Source organism: Trinickia sp. LjRoot230 (assembly GCF_964253315.1).
In the GTDB taxonomy this organism is placed as follows: domain Bacteria; phylum Pseudomonadota; class Gammaproteobacteria; order Burkholderiales; family Burkholderiaceae; genus Trinickia.
Window position 1 is genome coordinate 1,267,513 of the sequence record NZ_CAXUQX020000001.1, and the last position, 25,077, is coordinate 1,292,589.

The 25,077-nt window shown below is 62.9% G+C and carries 24 protein-coding genes and 1 tRNA gene; 16 read left to right on the plus strand and 9 right to left on the minus strand.

The features are described 5' to 3' along the window. The first annotated feature begins 24 nt into the window (after positions 1–24). The 4 genes from ACSQ20_RS05995 (at position 25) to ACSQ20_RS06010 (ending at position 4,440) form a co-directional block, all read left to right on the plus strand. Complete coding sequence (locus ACSQ20_RS05995) at positions 25–321, plus strand: acyl carrier protein (RefSeq protein ID WP_436018253.1); 297 nt, start codon at positions 25–27, stop codon at positions 319–321. Further along, entirely contained in the window at positions 318–1,214 is an 897-nt protein-coding gene (locus ACSQ20_RS06000; RefSeq protein WP_436018254.1) for a class I SAM-dependent methyltransferase, read from the plus strand. The genes ACSQ20_RS05995 and ACSQ20_RS06000 overlap by 4 nt, the downstream gene beginning before the upstream one ends. 10 nt (positions 1,215–1,224) lie before the next feature. Further along, positions 1,225–2,535 (plus strand): FAD-dependent oxidoreductase, encoded by a 1,311-nt coding sequence (locus ACSQ20_RS06005; RefSeq protein WP_436018255.1) that lies wholly within the window; start codon positions 1,225–1,227, stop codon positions 2,533–2,535. Positions 2,536–2,715: 180 nt separating this feature from the next. Then, positions 2,716–4,440 carry a sensor histidine kinase gene (locus ACSQ20_RS06010; RefSeq protein WP_436018256.1) on the plus strand — a complete coding sequence of 575 codons (1,725 nt, stop codon included), beginning with the start codon at positions 2,716–2,718 and terminating at the stop codon, positions 4,438–4,440. A gap of 11 nt (positions 4,441–4,451) precedes the next feature. On the opposite strand, the gene ACSQ20_RS06015 is transcribed toward ACSQ20_RS06010, so the two are convergent. The 4 genes from ACSQ20_RS06015 to wrbA are packed head-to-tail and all read right to left on the minus strand — an operon-like array spanning position 4,452 to position 7,753. After that, positions 4,452–5,267 (minus strand): metallophosphoesterase, encoded by an 816-nt coding sequence (locus tag ACSQ20_RS06015; RefSeq protein ID WP_436018257.1) that lies wholly within the window; start codon positions 5,265–5,267, stop codon positions 4,452–4,454. Positions 5,268–5,280: 13 nt separating this feature from the next. Next, positions 5,281–6,711: an FAD-binding oxidoreductase gene (locus tag ACSQ20_RS06020; RefSeq protein ID WP_436022933.1), complete on the minus strand. Its 1,431-nt coding sequence runs from the start codon at positions 6,709–6,711 to the stop codon at positions 5,281–5,283. Continuing rightward, positions 6,711–7,145: a DUF2069 domain-containing protein gene (locus tag ACSQ20_RS06025; RefSeq protein WP_436018258.1), complete on the minus strand. Its 435-nt coding sequence runs from the start codon at positions 7,143–7,145 to the stop codon at positions 6,711–6,713. Before ACSQ20_RS06025 ends, ACSQ20_RS06020 begins: the two co-directional genes overlap by 1 nt. Next, entirely contained in the window at positions 7,142–7,753 is a 612-nt protein-coding gene (gene wrbA, locus ACSQ20_RS06030; RefSeq protein WP_436018259.1) for an NAD(P)H:quinone oxidoreductase, read from the minus strand. The genes ACSQ20_RS06025 and wrbA overlap by 4 nt, the downstream gene beginning before the upstream one ends. Positions 7,754–7,848: 95 nt before the next feature. Here wrbA and ACSQ20_RS06035 point away from each other — a divergent pair, with 95 nt between their 5' ends. Further along, entirely contained in the window at positions 7,849–9,162 is a 1,314-nt protein-coding gene (locus ACSQ20_RS06035; RefSeq protein ID WP_436022935.1) for a YihY family inner membrane protein, read from the plus strand. A gap of 12 nt (positions 9,163–9,174) precedes the next feature. Here the strand turns inward: ACSQ20_RS06035 and ACSQ20_RS06040 are convergent, their stop codons facing one another. From ACSQ20_RS06040 to ACSQ20_RS06050, 3 genes are all read right to left on the minus strand, one after another. Beyond that, on the minus strand, positions 9,175–9,495 hold the full coding sequence (locus ACSQ20_RS06040) for an Mpo1-like protein (protein WP_436018260.1): 321 nt from the start codon (positions 9,493–9,495) through the stop codon (positions 9,175–9,177). A 142-nt stretch (positions 9,496–9,637) separates the two neighbouring features. Continuing rightward, positions 9,638–10,474, minus strand: coding sequence for an alpha/beta fold hydrolase (locus ACSQ20_RS06045; protein ID WP_436018261.1), 837 nt, complete (start codon positions 10,472–10,474; stop codon positions 9,638–9,640). Next, positions 10,471–11,826 carry an O-acetylhomoserine aminocarboxypropyltransferase gene (locus ACSQ20_RS06050; RefSeq protein ID WP_436022937.1) on the minus strand — a complete coding sequence of 452 codons (1,356 nt, stop codon included), beginning with the start codon at positions 11,824–11,826 and terminating at the stop codon, positions 10,471–10,473. The genes ACSQ20_RS06045 and ACSQ20_RS06050 overlap by 4 nt, the downstream gene beginning before the upstream one ends. A gap of 186 nt (positions 11,827–12,012) precedes the next feature. On the opposite strand from ACSQ20_RS06050, the gene ACSQ20_RS06055 reads away from it, so the two are divergent. The 3 genes from ACSQ20_RS06055 to aroC all read left to right on the plus strand — a co-directional run bounded on the left by ACSQ20_RS06055 (position 12,013) and on the right by aroC (position 15,828). Continuing rightward, positions 12,013–12,471 (plus strand): CBS domain-containing protein, encoded by a 459-nt coding sequence (locus ACSQ20_RS06055; protein WP_436018262.1) that lies wholly within the window; start codon positions 12,013–12,015, stop codon positions 12,469–12,471. 201 nt (positions 12,472–12,672) lie between these two features. Then, positions 12,673–14,610 (plus strand): MFS transporter, encoded by a 1,938-nt coding sequence (locus ACSQ20_RS06060; RefSeq protein WP_436018263.1) that lies wholly within the window; start codon positions 12,673–12,675, stop codon positions 14,608–14,610. A 114-nt stretch (positions 14,611–14,724) separates the two neighbouring features. Beyond that, the gene (gene aroC / locus ACSQ20_RS06065; protein ID WP_436018264.1) at positions 14,725–15,828 is read left to right on the plus strand and encodes a chorismate synthase; all 1,104 of its coding nucleotides are present in this window, start codon (positions 14,725–14,727) and stop codon (positions 15,826–15,828) included. Positions 15,829–15,856: 28 nt separating this feature from the next. On the opposite strand, the gene ACSQ20_RS06070 is transcribed toward aroC, so the two are convergent. Further along, positions 15,857–17,530, minus strand: a complete 1,674-nt coding sequence (locus ACSQ20_RS06070; protein ID WP_436018265.1) for an electron transfer flavoprotein-ubiquinone oxidoreductase — start codon at positions 17,528–17,530, stop codon at positions 15,857–15,859. A gap of 175 nt (positions 17,531–17,705) precedes the next feature. On the opposite strand from ACSQ20_RS06070, the gene ACSQ20_RS06075 reads away from it, so the two are divergent. Both ACSQ20_RS06075 and ACSQ20_RS06080 read left to right on the plus strand, forming a co-directional pair. Beyond that, positions 17,706–18,485, plus strand: a complete 780-nt coding sequence (locus ACSQ20_RS06075) for an SDR family oxidoreductase (RefSeq protein WP_436018266.1) — start codon at positions 17,706–17,708, stop codon at positions 18,483–18,485. Positions 18,486–18,502: 17 nt separating this feature from the next. Then, positions 18,503–18,934 (plus strand): acyl-CoA thioesterase, encoded by a 432-nt coding sequence (locus tag ACSQ20_RS06080; RefSeq protein ID WP_436022939.1) that lies wholly within the window; start codon positions 18,503–18,505, stop codon positions 18,932–18,934. A gap of 23 nt (positions 18,935–18,957) precedes the next feature. Here ACSQ20_RS06080 and ACSQ20_RS06085 read toward each other — a convergent pair whose 3' ends face one another. After that, positions 18,958–19,503, minus strand: coding sequence for a LuxR C-terminal-related transcriptional regulator (locus ACSQ20_RS06085; RefSeq protein WP_436018267.1), 546 nt, complete (start codon positions 19,501–19,503; stop codon positions 18,958–18,960). Between the two features lie 202 nt (positions 19,504–19,705). On the opposite strand from ACSQ20_RS06085, the gene ACSQ20_RS06090 reads away from it, so the two are divergent. The 6 genes from ACSQ20_RS06090 to ACSQ20_RS06115 all read left to right on the plus strand — a co-directional run bounded on the left by ACSQ20_RS06090 (position 19,706) and on the right by ACSQ20_RS06115 (position 24,990). Then, a complete protein-coding gene (locus ACSQ20_RS06090) occupies positions 19,706–20,410 on the plus strand; it encodes a CoA transferase subunit A (RefSeq protein ID WP_436018268.1) in 705 nt (234 codons plus the stop codon). Position 20,411: 1 nt separating this feature from the next. Continuing rightward, on the plus strand, positions 20,412–21,053 hold the full coding sequence (locus tag ACSQ20_RS06095; protein ID WP_436018269.1) for a CoA transferase subunit B: 642 nt from the start codon (positions 20,412–20,414) through the stop codon (positions 21,051–21,053). 141 nt (positions 21,054–21,194) lie between these two features. After that, positions 21,195–22,121, plus strand: coding sequence for an alpha/beta fold hydrolase (locus tag ACSQ20_RS06100; RefSeq protein WP_436018270.1), 927 nt, complete (start codon positions 21,195–21,197; stop codon positions 22,119–22,121). 90 nt (positions 22,122–22,211) lie between these two features. After that, the gene (locus ACSQ20_RS06105; RefSeq protein WP_436018271.1) at positions 22,212–22,565 is read left to right on the plus strand and encodes a RidA family protein; all 354 of its coding nucleotides are present in this window, start codon (positions 22,212–22,214) and stop codon (positions 22,563–22,565) included. A 35-nt stretch (positions 22,566–22,600) separates the two neighbouring features. Further along, a complete protein-coding gene (locus ACSQ20_RS06110; protein WP_436018272.1) occupies positions 22,601–24,823 on the plus strand; it encodes a RelA/SpoT family protein in 2,223 nt (740 codons plus the stop codon). Between the two features lie 90 nt (positions 24,824–24,913). Continuing rightward, positions 24,914–24,990 (plus strand) — tRNA-Val (locus ACSQ20_RS06115). Positions 24,991–25,077: the final 87 nt, after the last annotated feature.

The following is a 25,077-nucleotide window of genomic DNA, read 5'->3' on the forward strand; positions in this document are numbered from 1 at the left end:
GAGCTTTTCAGAGGAGCATCAAACATGAGCATCATCATGGCGCAAGGAGACATCGAACAATGGCTGGCGCAACGCCTGGCAACCGAAATGGCGCTCTCCGTCGAATCCATCGATCCGAGCAAGCCGTTTCTCGACTATGGTGTCGATTCAGCATCGGCGGTTGGCATCGTCGCGGACCTGGAGGACCGTCTGGGACGGCCGCTCGATCCCAACCTGTTCTATGAATACCCCAGCATCGAGGATCTCGCCGCATACCTTGCATCGGGTCCTGCGGAGGTGGACGGAGCACGTGTTGGCGGTTCGGTGGAGCCGCTGGTATGAGCACGGTCGAGGAAGTGGTCGCGCCGGGTGCTTCCGCGGAAGCGATCCGGCATCACTACGATGCGGGCAACGATTTTTTCCGCTTGTGGCTCGATCCGACGCTTTCGTATTCCTGCGCGCTGTGGGACGACAGCGTGCCGGACGACGGGCTCGAAGCAGCCCAGTTGCGCAAGATCGACTATCACCTCCAAGAGGCGCGGCTGCAAGACGCGCGTCGGATGCTCGACATCGGTTGCGGCTGGGGCGCGGTCTTGCGCCGCAGTGTCGAGGCATGGGGCGTGGGCCGATCAATCGGCCTGACGCTGAGCGGCGCGCAAGCCGACGATCTGGCCCGCTTCGCCGACCCGCGCATCGAAGTGCAGGTGAAGCACTGGGCCGAGTACGAGCCAGACGAGCCGTTCGACGGCATCATTTCGATCGGGGCATTCGAGCACTTTGCGCGCCTGTCGGATACACCGGATACGAAAGTTGAGAACTATCGGCGCTTTTTCTCGCGTTGTCATCAATGGCTCGCCCCGGATGGACGGCTGTCGTTGCAGACGATCGGCTGGGGCGACGTGCCGCGCGGTCAGATGCCGAGTGATCTGTTCATCGCGCAGGAGATATTTCCCGAATCGGACCTGCCTCGGCTTGCTGATATTGCGCTCGCGTCGGAGTCGACGTTCGAGATCGAAAGGGTTCGCATCGATCGGGAGCACTATGCGCGAACCGCGCGGTGCTGGTTCGATGCGCTCCGGCGCAATCGGGAGCGCGCGTTAGCCGTCGTCGGGGAGGAAACCGTGCGGCGATACGAGCGCTATTTGCGTATGTTCGCCTACGGCTTCCAGCTCGGTTCGCTGACGCTTTACCGCGTGACGCTACGGCGCTTGAGCGGCGCGCGGCACGCGAGGTAAGGAGGCCGCCATGCGCATTGCGATCATCGGCGCGGGTGTCGCCGGGCTAGGCGCGGCCTGGGCGCTTGGGCGTGGACATGACGTCGTCGTGTTCGAACGCTCAGAGCGCGCGGGCGGGCATGCGCTCAGCGTGCCCTTGCCCACGCTGGCAGGTGCCGCACCAATTGGGCAGGCGTGCGCGGTAGAGGCCGGATTTCTGTTGTTCGACGACTGGCAATACCCGGTTTTCAGTGCGTTGCTCCGCACACTCGACGTCAGTGCCGATCCGATAGCGGTGTCCGTATCGTACGCGGGCCCGTATGGCGCGTGGTCGAGCTTCGAGCACGATACGCCGTTTTGGCGGGCGGTGAACGAAGAAGCCATACGTTTTAGCCGGGACGCACCTGTGATCGCGATGCTGCCGGGCGATATCAGCCTTGCCAATTACCTCGACGAACGCGGTTATTCCGATGCTTTTCGTCATGCGTGCCTTCTTCCGCTGATCGGCATATTGCTCGTCAATCGTGCGGCGCGCTTCGATATTCCGGCGCGGTTGGTCGGCGCCGGGTTTTCGCGGTTCTTGTCGTTCTTCGCGCCCACCACTTGTTTTCGCGTTCGTGGGGGAGCGGCGGCCTACCTTCAGGCGCTCAAAACGCGCTGCGAATGCGAGTTTCGCTTCGACGAGCCGGTGGCGAAGATCGCTCGCTCGGCGGCGGGCGTCGTGGTTCAAGACGCGCTGGGGCGCGAGCAGGGTTTCGATATCGCGATTCTTGCTGTCAATGCTGTCACGGCGCGGCAACTGCTTGACGACGCGAGCGCCGATGAATGCGCGATATTGGATGCGGCGCGAACAGAGACGCTCGATGTCACCGTTCATACCGACACGCGTCTCGCTGCGCGCGAATCCGGTCCTTGGGCGTTGTTCAATTACCGCGCGTTAGCTGACACCGACGGCGGCGACGCCGCGCATTGCACGCTGGATCTGAGCGGCGCGCATCCGTCGTTCGTCACATGGGATGCGCCTTTAGGCGCCATCGACCCACAATGCATCGTGCAGAGATTGTCGATGGAGCACATCGTCTATTCGACCGCATGGGCCAAGCATGTCAACGAGCGGTTCCCGCCGGTACAAGGGGTCCGCCGGACTTGGTTTTGCGGGGGGCATGCCGCGGGACTTCCGACCCACGAAGGCGCGCTGCTGTCGGGGCTGGCGGTCGCCCACGCGCTCGGCGCTCCCTATCCGTTCCAGTCGGATCGACGCGCACTGGCGGCGCTCAACCAGGTTCGCCGTCAGTATCAAGCCGGGCGTTCGGCAGGGCAAAACGATACTGGCGGGCAATAACCGACACCGCTGCCGATCGGCGGCTGTGTCTGCGCGCGCTCGTGGTACGCCGCCATCGCGGCGCCTGGGGCCTTGCGTCCTCGTTTTCTAACCCCGCTATGCGACGCGTCGATCCGGTCTCATAATACGAGTCGGCGCGCGTCCATCTGGCAGAGCGCCATCGTATGCGGGGAGACCGATGTGGGCCAGTCGCCAGACCAAGCACGGCTGTTTCTCTCGACTTTGCCGCCCGAACGGCGCGACAAGCAGCTCGCGCTTGCTGCAGTGCTGGCATCGGTCGCCTTCTTCATCGTGGCGGTGCCGTTCGCGAAAGTGCAGTTGGCGAAAGCGTGGGCATTCATTCCGATCTACGAGTCCGCGCTGATCATTAGCGACGTGCTGACAGCGGCGCTCTTGATCGGCCAGTACAACATTCTTCGTTCGCGGGCGCTGCTGGCTTTGGCAAGCGGCTACATGCTGACGGCGCTGGCCGCGATCGCGCATATGCTGACGTTCCCGGGTCTCTTTGCGCCGAACGGACTGCTCGGCGCCGGCCCGCAGACGACAGCCTGGCTTTACATGTTCTGGCACGCCGGTTTTCCGCTAGCCGTGATGGCCTATGCGCGGCTTACGCCGGACCTGGCACCGTCGATGGCAAGTCGGACGGGTGGGTTGTTCGCGCCGGTCGCCAAGTGCGGCCTTGCGATTCTGGTCGCGGTCGGCGTGGTGGTGGCCTTGACCACCGCGGGCCATGAGCGCTTGCCGCCGATCCTCGATCACGAGTTGTACACGAACGTCTACATCGCCGCGATCGTCACAGTGGTTGTGTTGACGCTAGCCGCGCTCGTAGCCGTGGCGTGCCGTCGACCGCGTTCGGTGCTGGACCTATGGCTCATGGTCGTGCTGTGCGCGTGGCTCTTCGATATCGCGCTTTCGGCGGCGCTCAATCACCGCCGCTTCGACCTCGGGTTTTATGCCGGCCGCATTTACGGGCTACTTGCAGCGAGTTCGGTACTGATCGTATTGACGTTCGAGAACGTGCGACTTTACGCTCGCATCGTGGGCGCCTTCGAAAGCGAACAGGCCGAACGCCGCCTCGTGCAGCAGCGCACGGCGGAGCTCAACGAGGCCAAGGCGCTGCTCGAACAGCGTGTGCTGGCCCGCACGGCCGCACTGGCCGCTTCGAATCACGACCTAACGCGCGAGGTGGCCGAGCGCAAGCGCGCCGAGCAGGCGGTCTTGCGCTCGCAGGAGGAATTACGGGAGCTCGCGGCGATCAGTTCATCGGCCCGCGAGCAGGAAAAGCGCCGGATTGCGCGCGAACTTCATGATGGGCTCGCGCAAACGCTGGCCACGCTGCGCCTGGAGCTCGATCGGTTCGCCGAGAAACTATCGGCTGCGAGCAGTGTGCCCGACCCGCATTTGGCGGACATGCGAGGGCTTGCCGACGAAGCCGTTGCATCGACGCGGCGCATTGCGGCCGATCTGCGGCCGGCGATGCTCGATGACCTCGGGTTAGCGGCCGCCGTCCAGTGGCTCGTCCAGTCTTTCAGTCAACGCTATGGAATCGATTGCGCGCTCGTGCTGGAACCGGACGAGTTCGATCTCGATGAGCCGTATGCGTCCACTGCGTACCGCATCGTTCAGGAGGCGCTGGCGAATGTCGCCCGGCACGCGCAGGCGTCGCACGTGGAAATCAGCGTGATTCGAGAAGAGGCGCAAATCGCATTGCGAATCTCCGACAACGGCATCGGCTTCGACTTATCCGCGCGACGCAAACCGGATTCGTTCGGCTTGGCTGGGCTACGGGAGCGTGCGTATCTGGTCGCCGGCCAACTTAGTATTGAAACCTCGCCGGGGCGCGGCACGACAATCGACGTTCGCGTTCCGCTGCCGGCAATACACGAGCCTGCCGCGACGCCGTAGTCATACCGCTCTTAGATTTCGACCACCTTATCCCAGGCGAATTCGGGATTTTCGGGGCGCCCCTTACGCAAACTGGTATAGCCGCGCGGGTTGCAGACGACACGCGTACCGTCGACCGTATAGTCGAACGCGGTATGCGTATGGCCGTGAATCCATAGCGCCACGGGCGGGCGAACGAGCGCCGGCAGATGGCTGATGAACCCGGCCGAAGCGAGATCGTTCGCATAGTAGGCCGCCAGACTGTTGCGGTGGGGCGCGTGATGCGTGACGACGATCGTCTTGCCGGCAAACGGTTTGGCGATTTCCGCGGCGAGCCACGTGCGTGCCTGGCGATGTAGTGCCAGGGTATCGGCTACCGTGAAATTGCGTGCGGGGCCGTGACCGGTCGAGGTATCGGCAGACCAGGCCACTTGAATCGGTCCACGAAAGTCCAGCATGGCTTTTTCCGCTGCGGCGATCGAGTCCGCATGAATGGTCTCGTCGGCGCCAAACAGCTCGAAGTCAGTCCAGAGCGTTGTGCCGAGCACGCGCCAATGGCCCGCGGGATCGACGAGCGAGCCACAGTTGAGGTAATGAACGTTTTCGACGCTCGCGGCTGCGTCGCGCATGGCCGTCTCCAGCGCGCCGAACTCGCCATCGTAATACTCGTGATTGCCCGGCACGTAGACGACCGGCGTGTCGGGATCGAACGTTTGCGCGGCCCAATGCACGCCTGCGGCATGGTTATGAATGTCGCCGGCGAGCACGACGAGATCCGCATCGGCGTGTGCGATCGCACCAGGTTCGTCGCATTCGAGATGCAGATCGGAGAGGACACGAACTTTCACGGGACACCTCGCTTTAGCGTAGTACCTTGCCAGGATTCATCAGACCGAGCGGATCGAGCGCGTTTTTTACAGCCCGCATGAGGGCGAGTTCGGTCGGCGACTTGTAGCGCGCCGCTTCATCGACCTTCAGTTGCCCAAGGCCGTGCTCGGCACTGATTGTGCCGTGGTGGCGATGCACGCTCTCGTACACGATCCGATTGAGCGCCGTTTGATATTGCGCCAGGAACGCTTTGGCGTCGCCGTCGTCCGGGGCCTGGACGTTGTAATGCAGATTGCCGTCGCCGAGATGGCCAAACGTCACCATGCGTGCGCCCGGCACAGCGGCCGCGATGGCCGCGTCGGTCTCGTCGATGAACGTGCCGATGCGCGAGATGGGCACGGCGATGTCATGTTTGACGTTCAAGCCCTCTTCGGCCTGGGCTAGCGGAATGTGCTCACGCAGATCCCAGAATGCGCGAGACTGAGCCAGGCTCTCGGCGACCACGGCGTCCTCCAGCAGCCCCTCGTCAAGCGCGGTTTCCATCATGCGCTCGAACAGCGCACGTGCATGTTCGTCGCTTTCGGCGTCAGACAGCTCGAGCAGCACGATCTGTGCGTGCCGTTCGTCGAATGGGTAGCGCAACTGCGGGAAATGGTTGGACACGAGTTGCAGACAGAAATCGGACATCAATTCGAAGCCTGTCAGCAACGAGCCCGCGCAACGCTGCGCGAGCGCGAGGAAATCCAGGGCCGCGTGCGGCGAGGCAAGCGCTGCGAGCGCGGTTACTCGCGCGGCGGGCAGTGGATGCAGCTTCATTACGGCAGCGGTGATGATGCCAAGCGTGCCCTCGGCGCCGATGTAAAGATCGCGCAAATCGTACCCGGTGTTGTCCTTGCGCAGTCCGCGCAGGCCGTCCCAGATCTCGCCTTGCGGCGTGACGACTTCGAGGCCGAGGCACAACTCGCGCGCATTGCCGTAGCGCAGCACGCCCGTGCCGCCGGCGTTGGTCGCCAGATTGCCGCCGATGGTGCAGCTGCCCTCGGCCGCGAGACTGAGCGGAAAGAGCCGGTCCGCATCGCGCGCACGCGCCTGCACTTCGGCCAACACGACACCGGCCTCGACGGTAATCGTATTGTTGTGGATATCGAGAGCGCGAACGCGGTTGAGCCGCCCGAGACTGAGCACGGCCTGACGGCCTGTTGCGTCGGGTGTGGCGCCGCCCGCAAGGCCGGTGTTTCCGCCCTGCGGCACCAATGCGATGCGGTGAGCGAGTGCAATGCGCACGAGTTGCGCGACCTCGTCGGTCGTCGCGGGTTTCAGAACCGCGCAGGCCGCGCCGGTATAGCGGTGACGCCAGTCGGTCAGATAGGGGGCGGTATCATGCGCATCCGTCAGCACATGCGCGGCGCCGATAACCGTATGACACGCGGCGATGAAGTCTGACGGGGTGGCTGAGTCGGTCATCATGGTCGGTCACTCGTTTGGTTTGCCGCCGCCCGGGCGGCCCGCTTGAACGGCGCGACGTAGGCGAGCGCACAAGTCAGAAAGACGAGTGCAAGCGCGGTTTGCAGCCACCCCAGTTGTGCGCTAAGGCCCGCATCGCTCATACCGCGCACGATGCCTTCGGCGAGGTAAAGCAAAACCAGCATCGATGCCCATTGCAAGGTGTAGAGTCGCCGCCGCGCGACGCCCGACAACGCGGCCGCAAGCGGCACCGCCTTGAGCACCAGCGCTGAACCACCGGGGCGTAACGGCGCGAGCCAGCGCTCCCAGGCAAAGGCAAGCACGATCAATGCGACGAGCGCCACTGCCGCGCCGACGGCATAGACGCCGCGCGCGACGGCACCCTCCGTTGCGGTTGCCGGCAAGCCTGGCGGCTGATCGTGGCGCGCGCTCATGGGGGACCCGGGTGACTCGCCAGCCGCGACGCCGTTCGCGCCAGACGGGCGCCGAGGTAGATGGCAAGCGTTTTCTCGTCCGACGAGAGCGCTGATTCGCGTGCACCCGCGCCGGCAACATGCGATGCACCGTAAGGCGTGCCGCCACTTTGCGTCGCGGACAGCGCGCTTTCGGTATACGGAATGCCAACGAGTAGCATGCCGTGATGCAACAGCGGCAACATCATGGAAAGCAGCGTCGTTTCTTGTCCACCGTGCAGGCTGCCGGTCGACGTGAAGACGCAAGCGGGTTTGCCGGCAAGGGCGCCGCTTAGCCACTGAGGTGTCGTGCCGTCGAGAAAATATTTGAGCGATGCAGCCATGTTGCCGAAGCGCGTCGGCGAGCCGAGGGCGAGCCCGACACACTCTTCGAGGTCGCGCGGTTCGGCGTAGGGCGGACCGTCGGCCGGAACCGCCGGCTCCACGGTCTCCGTGACAGCGGACACAGCCGGTACCGTGCGAATGCGCGCTTGCATGCCCGCGACGCTGTCGATGCCTTGTCCGATCGCGAGTGCCAGTTCGCGCGTGGCGCCGTGGCGGCTGTAATAGAGTACGAGAATGTCTTTCATGAGGCTCTTTTGTGAGCGGCCTATTATAGGGGCATGAAAGCAGTCGGGCGGCGCGTCCGCCCTGGCTCAACGTTTCGATGTGCGGAGGTTTCTTGTTGACGAAGTGGGGTTTCGATCTGGATACGGTCAAGCGTCTGGCGCGTTTTGCGGCCAAGCGCAGCGGCGAAGACCGCATCGCGCATGTGGCGGGCAGTCTTACTTTTACGACGATGCTGGCGATCGTCCCGCTTGCCACGGTCGCGTTCGCGCTGTTCACGGCGTTCCCGATTTTCTCGACGTTCCAGGCCTCGCTGCAGACGTTCCTGGCTGAGCATCTGATGCCGGACCAGATCAACAGCCAGATATTTCGATATCTGAACGAGTTTGCGTCGAAGGCGAAGGGGCTGACGACGGCCGGGATGATCGTGCTTTTCGTCACGTCGGTCATGACGATGATGACCGTGGAGGCGGCGTTCAATCTGATCTGGCGGGTGCCGAAACCGCGTCCGTTTGCCCAGCGGGTGCTCGTTTATTGGGCCATCATCACGCTGGGGCCGTTGTTGATCGGTGTGAGCTTGTCGATCACCTCGCATCTCTTTACACAGACGAGCCCACTGATGGGCGGATATGTGTCGCCGCTGTTCGAATGGGCATTGACCGGTGCCGCATTGCCGCTCACGACGCTCGCTTTCACGATGCTTTACGTCTATTTGCCCAATTGCACGGTCCAGTGGCGCGATGCCGTGGTAGGCGGACTCTGCGCGGCGGTGGCGTTTGAATTCGCGAAACGCGGCTTTGGCTACTACGTCCGGCGCATTCCGACCTACACCGCTGTGTACGGCGCCTTCGCGACGGTGCCGATGTTTCTGCTGTGGGTGTACCTGAGCTGGTTTATTTCGCTCGCGGGCGCGACGATTGCATCGGCGCTGCCGGCCATCCGCGCTGGGCAGTTTCACCGTCGGGCCTACGCGGGCGGAGATTTGCTCGACGCGCTTGAAATGCTGGCGCGCTTGAGCGAGGTGCGCGAGTCGGGCAAGACGGGGCAAACGGTGATGGAACTGAGCCGCTCGCTGCGCTGCGATCTCGATACCGCCAGCCGGATCGTCGGCAAGCTGAGCCGCGACGGGTGGGTTGCGCGTCTGCATGACGATGGGGAGCGGGATGGCATGCCGCGCTATGCCTTGGTGGCTAACCCTGCTCATATTACGGTGGCTCGGCTCTTCGAGGCCTTCGTCATCGATCGCACCGAACTCGAATATCAGCTGAGGCTCGAGTCGACGCGCGTGGATGCCGATGCCTTGTTGAGTTCGCTGAACAACGACCGGCTCGAGATATCGCTTGCCACGCTGCTGGCGGCGCGCCATGCGCGCAGCACATTCGCTGGCCAGGGCGCGACGCCGCCGGCCACCGCGCCGCATCATGCGACGTGACGTTGGCCGTGCTCAGAGCTTGATCTTGCCGATACAAATGTCCTTGAACATGACCCAATCGCCCATCAGGCTGTAAAGCGGATATCGAAACGTAGCCGGCCGGTTTTTCTCGAAGAAAAGATGTCCGACCCACGCGAACCCATATCCGCACACGACAGCGCCTGGGAGCCACCACCCATTGCCCGTGGCGACGGCCATGGCCACGCAGCCGATCACGCCAAGCGAGCCGATGAAGTGCAACCTGCGACAGACCGCGTTGCGATGTTCTCCCAGATAAAAGGGATAGAACTGCGTGAAGCTCGTAAAGCGAGCCGTAGGAGCGCCGTGAGCCATAGTCACCTCCGTTTGCACGGAGCTTGATCCAGCTCGGCCGTGCGAAGTCATTCTCCCGCGATGGCGGCACCGCTGCAACCTGGCCGTTCGGCCGAGTGGCGGGCGCGCCGGCTGCTCGATATCGTCAAGGTTGTGTTGAGGCTCAGGCCGAGGACAACGCGGTAAGCGGACGGGCGAAGTCGTATAGCGCATCGAGCGTCGCGTCGGGCTGCTCGGACATTATTGCGTGACCGGCGTCGAGCGTAATGGTGTCGGCCGGCACGCCTGCGGCGGTGAAGGCGTCGGCGAGCGCGCGGGCGGCGCGAGGCGGCGTCATCATGTCTTTTGCGCCGAGCACCAGGCGCACCGGGCAGCGCACGTCGGCGGCGCGCTCGAGGCCCTCCATATAGCCGTTGCATGCCGCGAAGTCGGTGTGAAACAGGTGCGGTTCGCCGGTTGCCGCCACGCGCTCCATCAGGCGTTGGTTCATGCCGTGCAGCCAAGCGCCCGGACCCGGGCAGGAGGGTTTCGCGGCAAGCGTCGCATGCGACCAGCGGTTGACGAGCGCAATGGCCTCGTCCTCGCGGTTGAGGGCGGCGTCGAGTAGCGCATCCGATACGCGCATCGGCACGGCGGTCCCAACGAGCGCCAGCCGCGCGGCCCTCGCTGGGTAGCGCGCCGCGAAATCGAGCGCGACCAGCGAGCCCATGCTGTGGCCCGCGACGAAAACCGTCGTCGCGCCGACGGCGTCGAGCAACGCGGCGAGCCAGTCCGCCAGCGCGCCAATGCTTACGCATGCCGGGCCAGCGCTACGGCAGTGGCCCGGCAGATCGGGCGCCAGCACATTGAAGCCGTGATGCGCGAAGTACCGGCTTTGAAGCGCCCAGACGCTGTGGTCGTGCTGAGCCCCGTGAATGAAGACAGCGGTCGGCTGGGCAGCGTCGAAGCGTCTGCCGCCGGTATAGGCGAACGCGGGTTTGCCGAGGACGTCAACGATCATGCGGACTCCTTTGCCGAGGCGCCGCCCGTGCCGGTCTTCGCACCAGGCGCCGTTGCTGTCTTGCTGGTGGCCTTGGTGGCCGTCTTGAGGGCTTGCTTGAGGTCGTCGATGAGGTCGTCAGGGTCCTCGAGCCCGATTGAAAGGCGAATCGTGCCTTCGCTGATCCCGGCGGCTGCAAGCGCGGCGGCGTCCATCCGAAAGTGTGTCGTTGACGCAGGGTGGATCACGAGCGAGCGCACATCGCCCACGTTCGCGAGATGCGAGAACAGCGTCAGCGCTTCGATGAACTGCCGGCCAGTTGCCCGGTCGCCGCGCAAATCGAAGCTAACCACGGCGCCCGCGCCGCGCGGCAGCATACGTTGCGCTAGCACGTGGTCCGGGTGCGAGGCCAGCTCGGGATAGGCAACCGAGTCGACGGCCGGGTGAGCGGCAAGGAATTCGACGACCTTGCGTGTGTTGGCCACATGCCGGTCCATGCGTAGCGGCAGCGTTTCGATGCCCTGGAGCAATTGCCAGGCGGCTTGCGGGTGCAGCGAGGCGCCAAAATCACGAAGCCCTTCGCGGCGCGCACGCAGCAGGAACGGCGCGACCGTGCTTTCCTCGGCGAACACCATGCCATGGAAGCCGTCGTAGGGTTCGGTGAACTCGGGAAAACGCCCGGAGGCGGCAAAATCAAACGTGCCGGCGTCGACGAGCACGCCGCCGATCGTCGTCCCGTGGCCGCCGAGGAATTTGGTCGCCGAGTGATAAACGAAATCGGCGCCGTGCTCGAACGGCCTCAGCAGATACGGCGTCGTAAAGGTCGAATCGACCAGCAGCGGCACCCGGTGGCCGTGCGCGATCTGCGCAAGCGCTGCGATGTCGAGCACGTCGAGGCCCGGATTCCCCAGCGTTTCGCCGAACAAAAGCCGCGTGTTCGGCCTTAGGGCCGCCCGCCAGGCGTCGATGTCGCGCGGATTGACGAAGGTCGTCTCGATGCCGAAGCGCCGCAGCGTGTAATGCAGCAGGTTATGCGAGCCGCCGTAAAGCGCGTTGGACGCGACGATATGCGCGCCGGCGCCCATCAGCGTCGCAATGGCTAAGTGCAGCGCGGCCTGGCCGCTCGCGGTGCCGATTGCGCCGGCGCCGTTCTCGAGCGCCGCGACACGCTCCTCGAAGACCGCGACGGTCGGGTTGGAAATGCGCGAGTACACATGGCCGGCGCGTTCCATATTGAAAAGCGCCGCGGCGTGATCGGTATCGCGGAACGCGAACGCGACGCTCTGGTAGATCGGCGTGACGCGTGCGCCTGTCGTGGGGTCGGGGGCAGCGCCGGCGTGCAGCGCGAGGGTATCGAAGCGGTTGATTGGCATGGCGGCGGCCGGACGCGCATTCGATCCGGCGAGGGTTGGCGTGCCGGCCATCGTATCATTCGGCGCGCAATACGGTACGCATCCGCACTGTCCGAATGGCCTAAAAACGGGCGCTCAGCTTTCCTTTTAGGGGGCTTTCCGCTAGGATCGTTCGACCAAGTCAAGCATTAACTGGAGGGGGTAGCCATGAGAGTCAGCGATATCCTGAAGGTCAAGGGCAACACGTTATATACGGTGACACCCGACACATTGGTTGGCGAAGCGGTCAATACCATGGCCGAGCGCGACATCGGCTCGCTCGTCGTGATGGAGTATGGCGATCTCGTTGGCATGCTCACGTTTCGCGAGATCATCCTGACGCTCAAGGCTAATGGCGGCAGCGTCGGCGAGGCCACGATCCGCAAAGTGATGGACGATCATCCGCTTACCTGTACGCCGGAAACGGACGTCGACGAGGTGCGCCGCATGATGCTCGAACATCATGTCCGCTATCTGCCGGTCATGGAAAAACGCACGTTGATGGGCGTCATCTCGTTTTACGACGTGGCGAAAGCGGTCGTGGAAGAGCAGGGCTTCGAAAATCGTATGCTCAAAGCATATATCCGGGATTGGCCCGAAGAAGGCGAATCGCGCGAGCTGCGCTGAACGTTAGTGCTGTCGCGCCGAGCTGCTGAGTGCCATAGCTACGAATTGCGTTTTCCTGCCTCCCCCGCACGCAATACGTAAGCGGTGCCAGTGCGTCGCTGTGCCCGCCGCGTTGTCAAAAGCCGGCCGCCGTTCCTTGGCGGCCGTTTCGGTTTCCACTTTCAAGGCGACGCCCGCGTTTCGCGGGGTCGTCCCGTCCACATGAGCGACCACTCGTTGCCGATTACGACCAAAGCGCGCCGGGCGCGGCGTGATGACCACTCCCAATTCGGACTCCTTAGGGAGCGGCGCTTCGCGCCGTTTTTTTGGACGCAGTTTCTTGGCGCGCTTAACGACAATGTTTTTAAAGTCGGCTTTACGTCGCTCGTGACCTATGAAATTACGCGCTTTTCCGGGGTCGACGCAAAAACGGCTGCCTATCTAATCTCCGCTCTTTTTATTCTGCCGTTCGTCTTATTTTCAGCAACTTCCGGGCAGATTGCAGACAAATACGATAAAGCGAGGCTTACGCGTTTCGTCAAGACGTTCGAGATCGCCGTCATGCTCGTCGGCGCAGCGGGTTTTGTGCTGCACCACGCGCCGTTGCTCTATCTCTGCACATTTTTGATGGGGATGCATTCCACGCTGTTCGGCCCCGTCAAGTATGCGTATTTGCCGCAGCATCTCGGCGAGCGCGAGCTCGTGGGCGGCAATGGCCTGGTCGAAATGGGCACCTTCGTCGCAATTTTGATTGGTACGATCATCGGCGGAGCGGCAGCAGGTTTCGAAGCGCACGGAACGATGATCTTGGCCTGTGTGTGCGTGACGGTGGCGTTAGTCGGCCGCCTCGCATCAAGCGCCGTGCCGGTTTCGCCCGCCTCTCAGCCGGGGCTGCGGATCAATTGGAATCCGGTGACCGAAACCATCCGCAATCTCGCGCTCGCGCGCCAAGACCGCACGGTATTTCTGAGCCTGCTCGGTATCTCGTGGCTCTGGTTCGTCGGAGCCACGTTTCTCACATCGTTTTTCAGCTTTGCCAAAGACGTATTGTCGGCCAACGCGGATGTCGTCACGGTCTTGCTTGCGACATTTTCGCTCGGCATCGGCGGCGGCTCGCTGCTGTGCGAGCGGCTCTCGAAGCGGCGCGTCGAAGTGGGGCTCGTGCCGCTGGGTTCCATCGGCATCAGCGTCTTTGCGATCGATCTTTACTTCGCGAGCCATGGAGTGCCGTCTGTCGGACCTCTGCTGAATGTCGCGCAATTCCTCAGGGTCCCCGCCCATTGGCGCATTCTGGCCGATTTATTCTTGCTCGCAATGTTCGGCGGTTTTTACAGCGTGCCGCTTTATGCGCTCATTCAAAGCAGGAGCCAGCCGACGCATCGCGCGCGCATTATCGCCGCGAACAATATTCTCAATGCGCTATTCATGATCGTGTCGGCACTGATGGCAGTGGCATTGACTTCGGCCGGCGTCAGCATCCCCGGTATTTTTCTTACCACGGCGTTGCTCAATATCGTCGTCGCTGCTTATATCTACTCGCTCGTGCCGGAGTTTTTGCTGCGCTTCGTCGCCTGGGTGCTCGTACACACTTTTTATCGGGTTCGGCTGGTGCATGCGGAGCGCATTCCCGAAGCGGGCGCGGCGGTGCTCGTTTGCAACCACGTCAGCTATGTCGATGCGCTCGTCATCATGGCGGAGAGCCCGCGGCCTATTCGCTTCGTGATGGACCACCGCATTTTCAAAACGGCATTTGCAGGCTGGGTCTTTCGCCATGCCAAAGCCATTCCGATCGCGCCCGCTCACGAAGACCCGGCGATATTGGAGCGAGCGTACGAGGCCTGTGCCCGTGCGCTTGGCGACGGCGAAATCGTCTGCATTTTCCCCGAGGGAAAGCTGACGGCAACGGGCGAAATCAACGCGTTTCGTCACGGGGTGGCGCGCATCATCGAACGCACGCCGGCGCCGGTCATACCCATGGCGCTGCGGGGGCTTTGGGGCAGCGTTTTCTCGCGGCACAGCGACGCGCGTTGGCCACGTCCATTGCATAAGGGCGTGATGACCCGTCTGACGCTTGCCGTGGCCGAACCGTTGCAACCGTCCGAGGCTACGCCCGAAACGTTGCAGCGCATCGTCACGGAATTGCGGGGCCCGCGTAAGTAGCGCGGGCACAAAGCGTATGCATCGATCGATGCATACGGCATAAGGCCTGAGGCGGCAGCCGGCGGGCAGGGCATAATAACGGTCTTCCCGCATTTCTTTCGTAAGGCCACGTCCATGTCCGGCAACACTCTCGGTACGCTCTTCACCGTCACGACATTCGGCGAATCGCACGGTCCGGCGATCGGTTGTGTCGTCGACGGTTGTCCTCCCGGTATGGCGCTGGTCGAGTCCGACATTCAAATCGAACTCGATCGCCGCAAGCCGGGCACTTCGCGTCACGTCACGCAACGCCAGGAAGACGACAAGGTGGAGATCCTGTCCGGTGTGTTCGAAGGGGTGACGACGGGCGCGCCAATCGCATTGCTGATCCGCAACACCGACCAGCGCAGCAAGGACTACGGCAATATCGCCGCGACGTTTCGCCCCGGTCATGCCGACTACACGTATTGGCAGAAATTCGGTGTTCGCGATTATCGCGGCGGCGGGCGCTCGTCGGCGCGACTGACAGCCGCGACCGTCGCTGCCGGTGCTGTGGCGAAGAAGTGGCTACGCGAGCGTTTTGGCATCGAAGTACGCGGTTACATGAGCGCCCTCGGCGAAATCGACGTTCCGTTTGTCGACTGGGCGCACGTGCATGACAATCCGTTTTTCGTGCCGAATGCCGATATCGTGCCGCAGCTCGAGAGCTATATGGATGCGCTGCGCAAGGAAGGCGATTCGATCGGCGCACGAATCAATGTGGTGGCGAGCGGCGTCCCCGTTGGCCTTGGCGAGCCGCTGTTCGACCGTCTCGATGCCGACATCGCGCATGCGATGATGGGCATCAATGCGGTGAAGGGCGTCGAAATCGGGGCCGGCTTTGCAAGCGTTGCGCAGCGCGGCTCGGAGCATGGCGACGAGCTGACGCCGGGGGGCTTCGTGGGCAATCACGCGGGGGGCATACTCGGCGGCATTTCGACGGGCCAGGACATCACGGTGTCGATCGCCATTAAGCCGACGTCGAGCATTCGTACACCGCGCCGCTCGATTGACCAGGCGGGCCAGCCGGTCATTGTCGAGACATTCGGGCGCCATGATCCGTGTGTGGGCATCCGCGCCACACCGATCGCCGAAGCGATGCTGGCGCTCGTTTTGATCGACCATGCCATGCGGCATCGCGCGCAGTGCGGCGACGTGATCGTAACCACGCCGAAAATCGCTGCGCGCGCGCCGGAATGATGGCTTCCGTGCGCCGCAGTCTTTCGATCTACATATTGGCGTAGTTCGGCCCGCCGCCGCCTTCGGGCGTGACCCAGACGATATTTTGCGTCGGGTCCTTGATGTCGCAGGTCTTGCAATGCACGCAGTTCTGGGCATTGATCACGAGCCTGTCCGTACCATCCTCGTTTTTCACGAACTCATAAACGGCGGCAGGGCAGTAGCGGGCTTCGGGGCCCGCATAGGTGCTCAGATTGACGTTCACAGGCACGGACGCATCTTTGAGCGTCAAGTGCGCCGGCTGGTTTTCCTCGTGATTCGTATTCGACAGAAAAACTGACGAAAGCCGATCGAACGTGAGTTTGCCGTCGGGTTTCGGATAGGCAATCGGCTTGCACTTCGATGCCGGTTCGAGCATCTCGTGGTCGCGGTGCTGATGATGGAGCGTCCAGGGCACCTTGCCGCCGAAGAGCTTCTGCTCGATGCCGACCATCAACGTGCCGAGATAGAGGCCCTTGCTCATCCACTGCTTGAAGTTGCGCGCTCGATGCAGTTCCTCGTGCAGCCACGAGTGCTTGAATGCCGTCGGATACGCACTTAGCTCGTCACCGCTGCGCCCCGCCTGCACCGCCTCGAATGCGGCGTCGGCGGCCAGCATGCCGCTTTTGATCGCCGCATGACTTCCCTTGATGCGTGATGCATTGAGAAAGCCCGCGTCGTCACCCACGAGCGCGCCACCCGCAAAAGTCAGCTTCGGCAGCGACATGAGCCCCCCAGCCGTAATGGCGCGAGCGCCGTAAGAGACGCGCTTGCCGCCTTCGAGGAACGCGCGGATCGACGGATGGGTCTTGTAGCGCTGAAACTCCTCGAACGGTGACAGATACGGGTTCGTGTACCCGAGCCCGACGACGAAGCCGACAACCACCTGATTATTGTCGGCGTGGTACAGGAACGAGCCGCCGTACGTTTGCGTGTCGAGTGGCCAGCCGGCGGTATGCACGACGAGGCCGGGCTGATGCTTGGCCGGGTCGACTTCCCACAACTCCTTGATGCCGATGCCGTAGACCTGCGGATCGGCGTTCTTGGCGAGCTGGAATTTTTCCATCAGCTGCCGCCCGAGGTTGCCACGCGCTCCTTCGCAAAAAAGGGTGTACTTCGCGTGCAGTTCCATGCCGAGCTGGAAATTCTCGGTGGGCTCGCCGTCGCGGCCGATGCCCATGTTGCCGGTGGCGACGCCTTTGACGGAGCCGTCGTCGCGATAGAGCACTTCGGCGGCAGCGAAGCCAGGAAAGATTTCGACGCCGAGCGCTTCGGCCTGCTGACCCAGCCAGCGAGCCACATTCGCCAAGCTCACCACATAGTTACCGTGGTTTTTGAAGTTCTCGGGCAGCGCCCAGTTCGGCGTTTTGACGGCGCCTTTTTCGGACAAGAAGAGAAAGCGGTCTTCGGTGACCGGCACCGTGAGCGGCGCGCCTTTTTCTTTCCAATCTGGGATCAGCTCTGTCAGCGCGCGCGGGTCCATGACCGCGCCTGACAGAATATGCGCACCGATTTCCGACCCTTTCTCGAGCACGCACACGCCGAGCTCGACCCCCTTTTCCTGCGCGAGCTGCTTGAGGCGAATCGCGGCGGAAAGACCGGCCGGGCCGCCGCCGACGATCACGACGTCATATTCCATCGACTCGCGCGGGCCGTATTGCTCGATCAGACGTTCGGGGGTCATTGAGGCTCCTCTGCCGTTAGAATGCTTTTTCGGGTTCGTATTGTCAGCGAACGCTGGTAGCGCTGCAACCGCACGGGCACAGATTAGCACGATCGTTCTATTTATATGATAGAGTGCCGCATCTGTTGCCGTTCGCATCACGGCGTACCCACAACTTCATCGATAAGGGACGACGATGGGCCGTTCGATCAATCTGGAAGGCAAAGTGGCGCTTGTGACGGGTGCGTCCAGCGGGCTCGGCAAGCGTTTCGCGCAGGTACTGGCGCAGGCGGGCGCAAAAGTGGTGCTGGCCAGCCGCCGAGTTGAGCGTCTCAAGGAGTTGCGTGCGGAAATCGAGGCTTCGGGCGGCGCGGCGCACGTTGTTTCGCTCGACGTGACCGACTATCAGAGCATCAAATCCGCCGTGGCGCACGCTGAGACAGAGGCGGGCACCATCGACATTCTCGTCAACAATTCGGGTGTTTCGACGACGCAAAAGCTCTCGGAAGTCACGCCGGCCGATTTCGAATATGTGTTCGACACGAATACGCGCGGCGCATTTTTCGTGGCGCAAGAAGTTGCGAAACGGATGATCATGCGTTCGGGCTCCGGCAATCCGAAGCCGCCTTTCAGAATCATCAATATCGCGTCGATCGCGGGGCTGCGGGTGTTGCCGCAAATCGGGCTTTATTCGATGAGCAAGGCGGCGGTCGTGCAGATGACGCGGGCAATGGCGCTCGAATGGGGGCGCCACGGCATCAACGTCAATGCGATTTGCCCCGGTTATATCGACACCGAGATCAACCATCACCACTGGTCGACAGAGCAAGGGCAGAAGCTTCTGTCGATGCTGCCGCGGCGGCGCGTGGGGCAACCCGAAGACCTCGACGGATTGTTGCTGCTGCTCGCCGCTGATGAATCGCAGTTCCTGAACGGCGCGGTCATTGCCGCGGACGACGGCTTCGCGCTCGCGTGACGGAAAATACGATGACGATGAACGATTACCGGCCCGTGTTCGAGATGTCCATGCCAATTCGTTGGGGCGACATGGACGCTTTTGGCCACGTGAACAACACCGTTTATTTCCGCTATATGGAGCAGGTGCGGATCAGCTGGTTCGAGCAACTCGACCTCGTGGGCCGCGTCGATGACGGGCAGGGCCCCGTGCTCGTCAACGCATCGATGGATTTCTTGCGGCAGCTTCATTACCCGGGCGAGATCATCGGGCGCATGTCGGTTGGAAAACCGGGACGCAGCAGTTTCGACACCGGCTTTGAACTCGTGCGCGCGGACGACCCGACAACCCTGTATGCGCGCGGCAATGCGCGTTGCGTTTGGGTCGACTACGCGGCCGGCAAGTCGGTGCCGTTGCCCGAGCGGTTGCGCGAACTGATCGAACAGGCGAGTCTCGATAACGTGCGCTAACGGCGTTCGCCCGCGCGTGTCTGTCAGTGCCCGAGCAGACGCTGCAGCAATTCGGTGGCGTTGCCCGTGCCGTACTTGCGCATCAGCCGCGCGCGGTAGATATCGACCGTGCGCGAGCTGATGTCGAGCGCGCGGCCGATCTGCTTGCTCGTTTTACCGGTGGCCAACTGCGCGGCAACTTCACGTTCGCGCGGCGTCAACTGCACGGCAACACGCCGCGTCGCGCTCAAGTCCTCGAATGTCCACACGCCGGCTGCGAGCGGTGCGAGGCGTTCCAGCGCCCGCCCCGTCACATGGCACCAGAAGAGCTCGCCGTCGGCGCGTTTCATGATGCGCTCGTCGGCATAGCTGCCGTGCGCCGTCATGATCGGCGCGATGCGCTCGCCGATTCGCTCGAACTCGTCGGGCGACGGGTAAAGCACGCGAAACGATTGGCCGATCATCGCGGTGCGCTCGCAGCGAAAAATACGCGCGAACGCCTCGTTACAGTCCTCCATGATGCGATCGCGCGAAAGCACGAGTCCGATCGGTGCGAGTTGAAAAGCAGTTTGGTAGTCGATTTGGGACATAGTCGGCGAAAGTCCTGCCGCGAAAGGCTGGCCGGCCTTTCACTTATGTATTTTTGCGTATTGTGCCGCAAGCGCCGGCCATCTTACCCTTTTGCCGATCGCGAAAGGGACGAACTAGAATGAACGAGCGTTGCTTGTTCGCGCGACGCATGCGCCGATCACATCCGATTTTCGCCAATTCCAATCGTGGAAGGGACATGAGATGAACAAGGTTTATCCAAGCGCGTCCGCTGCCCTCGAAGGCATCGTGAAGGACGGGCAGACATTCGCTGTCGGCGGCTTCGGCCTGTGCGGCATCCCCGAAGCGCTGATCGCGGCATTGCGCGACACGGGCGTGAAAGGGCTGACCTGCATCAGCAACAACGCTGGTATCGACGGCTTCGGTCTGGGCCTGCTGCTCGAGACGCGGCAGATCAAAAAAATGATCTCGTCGTACGTCGGCGAGAACAAGGAGTTCGAGCGTCAGTATCTGGCGGGCGAGCTCGAACTCGAATTCACGCCGCAAGGCACGCTAGCTGAGAAGTTGCGCGCGGGCGGCGCCGGCATTCCGGCGTTTTATACCAATACCGGCTACGGCACGATCATCGCCGACGGCAAGGAAACGCGTCAGTTCGGCGAAAACTTCTACGTGCTCGAGCATTCGCTGACGGCTGATGTGGCGCTCGTCAAGGCATGGAAGGCTGACAAGTCCGGCAATCTCGTGTTTCGCCGGACGGCGCGCAACTTCAATCCGATGTGCGCAATGGCCGGCCGTATCACGGTAGTCGAGGTCGAGGAAATCGTGGAGGTGGGCGCGCTCGATCCCGATGCGATTCATACGCCGGGCATCTTCGTGCAGCGCATCGTGCTCAACGCACACCCGGAAAAACGCATCGAACAACGCGTCGTGCGCGCGAAGGGAGACTGACATGGCATGGACTCGTGAACAGATGGCTGCCCGGGCGGCGCTGGAACTGCAAGACGGCTTCTATGTGAATCTCGGCATCGGCTTACCGACGCTCGTCGCGAACTACGTGCCCGCCGGCATCGAAGTCTGGCTCCAATCGGAGAACGGCTTGCTCGGTATCGGGCCCTCGCCGACCGAGGACGAAGTTGATGCCGATCTGATCAACGCGGGCAAGCAGACGATCACCACGCTGCCGGGCTCGTCGATCTTCTCGTCGGCCGACTCGTTTGCGATGATTCGTGGCGGGCATATCAACCTCGCCATTCTCGGCGCGATGCAGGTCAGCCAGCATGGCGATCTCGCCAACTGGATGATTCCGGGCAAGATGATCAAGGGCATGGGCGGCGCGATGGATCTCGTCGCGGGCGTCAAACGCGTGGTCGTGTTGATGGAGCATGTCGCGAAGGGCGATCAGCACAAGATTCTCGAAAGCTGTACGCTGCCGCTGACCGGTGTGGGCGTCATCGATCGGATCATTACAGACCTGGGCGTCATCGACGTCACCGAGCAAGGACTCAAGCTCGTCGAACTCGCTGATGGCGTCAGCATCGACGAGATCAAGGCCAAGACGGGCGCGCCGCTCGACGTCAGCGCCATTCACTGACCACGTACGGCTGACGGCTGACGCACCTCAGCGAGACGCTACGGCTACAATCAGCAACGTTGCCCTCGCGTCTCGCGTCTTCGGTTGACGCGCGCTTCTTTGCAAATGGTGAGACGCGGCACTTCATCCGAGGACCATTTCATGAGCACGCAGCCCGATATCGTCGCCTCCGCAAACGCATTCGCACCGGCCGGCGCCCGCCAGCGTTACGTGCAATGCGCCAATTCGGCGGGCCTGCATCGCATGGCCTACACCGAATGGGGCGACCCGGACAATCCCCGCGTGCTCGTTTGTGTGCATGGGCTCACGCGTTCGGGGCGCGATTTCGATCGCGTGGCCGCCGCGCTGGCCGATGTCTATCGCGTGGTCTGTCCCGATGTGGCGGGGCGCGGGCTGTCCGACTGGCTGCCGGATGCGAGCCGCTACGTCGTGCCGCAATACATCGCCGATATGGTCACGCTGATCGCGCGGCTCGACGTCGAAACGGTGGATTGGTTCGGCACGTCGATGGGCGGGCTCATCGGCATGTCGCTGGCCGGGCTGCCGGGAACGCCGGTGCGCAAGCTGTTGATCAACGACGTCGGCCCGCATCTCGAACCGGAGGCGCTTGGCCGTATCGGCGGCTACGTGGGCCAGCCCGCGCGGTTTGCCACGCTCGAAGAAGGTATCGATCAGGCCGCGTTGCTCGCTGCCTCGTTCGGGCCGCTCACACTCGACGAATGGCGCGAGATCAACGCACCGCTCTTGCGCCAGCGCGAGGACGGCGCGTGGGAGTTTCGCTACGACCCAGCGATTGCCACGCCATTTCGCGCATCGAGCCCCGAGGCAAACGCCGCTGGGGAGGCGATGCTTTGGCACCTTTTCGAGGCGATCACATGCCCGGTGCTCGTCGTGCGCGGTGCGTTGTCCGATTTGCTCTCGCGCGGCACGCTCGCGCAGATGGTGGCGCGCGGGCGCGACGTATCGAGCATCGAGATCGCGGGTGTCGGCCATGCGCCGGCCTTTCTCGATCCGGCGCAAATTGCACTTGCACGCCGTTTCTTCGTCGGCGACGACGACGCGTCATAATAGCGGTCTTGCTAAGCGGTACGGACGCGGCTGGTATTCGCCGCCGCGCGCCGCGACCCGATCCATCCCTCATCGAACAGGACTTTTCAAATGGCAGTCACTCGCTACCACGTCGGCAAGCGCCTTTCCGAAATCGCGATTCATAACGGCACCGTTTATCTGGCAGGCCAGATCGCGGAAGACCCGACGCAGGACATCGCCGGGCAGACGCGCGAAGTGCTTGGCCACATCGACCGCTTGCTCGCCGAGGCGGGCAGCGACAAGACGCACCTGCTGTCGGTCCAGATCTACTTGTCCGACATGGCCAACTTTCCTGGCATGAATGCGGTATGGGACGAATGGGTCGCGCCGGGCGCCACGCCGCCGCGCGCGACCGTCGAGGCGAAGCTTGCCAACCCCGCATGTCTGGTCGAAGTGGTCGTCGTCGCCGCGCAAAAGGACTGACCGACGTTCGAGGCTCGCGGGTTAAGCGCTGAAAGATGATGGTCGAAAACGATGCCGCGGTGTTGCCGTCTTACCAGAGCGCGCTCGACTTCGTGCGCGAGCACGCGGGCGGCGCGCGCCTGCCGACGGGCGAGTTGCTCGTCGAGCACGCCGAGGGCACGGCGTCGATCATGCGCACGCTCAATATCGACCCGCCTGCCGTAATCGCAGCCGCGCTTTTCGCGCTAGCTCCGCATCTCGATGACCCGGAGCGTCGCATTACCGAGCGCTTCGGCGACGAGGTGGCGCATCTGGTTGGCGACGTGCGCAAGCTGCTGCGGCTCGGCACGGTGAGCTTGCGCGTGGCTCACAGCGCGCTGCCCGACACGGGGCGCGATGCACAGGCGGAGCGTCGCGCGCAGATCGAAGCGCTGCGCAAGATGTTGCTCGCGTTCGCGCAGGATATCCGCGTCGTGCTGATCCGCCTCGCTTCGCGGGTGCAGTCGCTGCGCTACTACGCGGCCACGAAAACATCGCCGGGCCTCGACGTGGCGCGCGAGACGCTCGACATTTACGCGCCGCTCGCCAACCGACTCGGCATCTGGCAGCTCAAGTGGGAACTCGAAGATCTGGCGTTTCGCTTCGAAGACCCGGACACCTACAAGCGCATCGCGAAACTGCTCGACGAAAAGCGGATCGAGCGCGAGAGCTACGTCGCCGAGGCGATCGAACGGCTGCAGCGAGAACTTGCGGCCGCGCATATCCGCGCCGAGGTCAGCGGCCGGCCGAAGCACATCTACAGTATCTGGCGCAAGATGCGCGGCAAGGCGCTCGACTTCGCCGAGCTTTACGACGTGCGAGCGTTTCGCGTGATCGTGCCCGACATCAAGGATTGCTATACGGTACTCGGCATCGTCCACAATCTTTGGCAGCCGGTGCCGAAGGAATTCGACGACTACATCTCGCGGCCGAAGCCGAACGGTTACAAGTCGCTGCATACGGTGGTGATCGGTGACGATGGCCGTGCATTCGAAGTGCAGATTCGCACGCAGGAGATGCATCGCTTCGCCGAGTACGGTGTGGCCGCGCACTGGCGATACAAGGAAGCCGGCACGCGCGCCTACAGCGGACAAATCAGCGCGAGCGAGAAATACGATGAAAAGATCGCTTGGCTGCGCCAGCTGCTTGCGTGGAAGGACGAGGTGGAAGGCGAGCAGGGCGCGAGCAAGCCATGGGAGCAATTGCGGCAAGCGACGCTCGACGACGATCACATCTACGTACTGACGCCGCAGGCGCGCGTGATTGCGTTGCCGCAGGGCGCCACGCCGGTCGATTTCGCCTATCACCTGCATAGCGAGCTTGGCCATCGTTGCCGCGGCGCGCGTGTGGACGGTGCGATGGTGCCGCTGAACACGCGGCTGGCGAACGGCCAGACGGTCGAAATCGTCGCGGTGAGAGAGGGTGGCCCGTCGCGCGACTGGCTCAATCCACAGCTTGGTTATTTGCACAGCGCCCGCGCGCGCCAGAAGGTGCGCGCCTGGTTCAATGCGGTCGAGCTGCAAGAAATCGTGGCGAATGGCCGTGCGATCGTCGAAAAGACATTGCAGCGCGAGGGCAAGACCTCGGTCAACCTCGATCAACTGGCGGCGAAGCTCGGCTTCAAATCGCCCGAAGATTTCTTCGCGCTCGTCGGCAAGGACGAACTCAGCGTGCGCGCGATCGAGCAGGCGCTATCCGATGCGCCGCCGCCCGAGCCGCAGCCGGAAGTCCCTGCGCAGTTCGAAAAGCGCGGCAGTGGCGCGAGCGTGGCGCGCGGGGCCTCGGCGGGCGTGCTCGTGGTAGGCGTCGATGCGCTGCTCACGCAGCTTGCCCGATGCTGTCGCCCGGCGCCGCCCGACGAAATCAGCGGTTTCGTGACGCGCGGCAAGGGCGTGTCGATTCACCGCAACGATTGCCTGATGTTTCAGCGCATGGCCGCGCGCGCGCCCGAGCGCGTGCTGCAAACGGCGTGGTCGGCCGAGGTGTTGGGCGGACGTGGCGCTTCGGTCTATCCGGTGGATCTGACGATCGAAGCGCAGGACCGGCAAGGGCTGTTGCGCGATATCTCCGAAGTGTTCGCGCGTGAAAAGGTGAACGTTGTCGGCGTCAAGACGACGAGCCATCGGCAGACGGCCTTCATGCAGTTCACGGTGGAAGTATCGAACGCGGCGCAGGTGCAGCGTGCGTGCGCACTGCTGGGCGAAGTGGGCGGCGTGGTGCGCGCCGCGCGTAAAACGTAGCGGGTTGCGCGCGGCGATAAGCAAGTCCCATGCAAAAGCATAAAAGTGCTTGCCAAGTGTTAGGCGACACCCTACAATCGCTGCTTCCTTAGGCTCGTAGCTCAGCTGGTTAGAGCACCACCTTGACATGGTGGGGGTCGTTGGTTCGAGTCCAATCGAGCCTACCAACGAATACGAGAATCCGGTCCGCCGGGTTTTCACGCAAAAGCAAAGGCGAATACGGTTATGACACCGCGAACGTTGACCGAAACCAC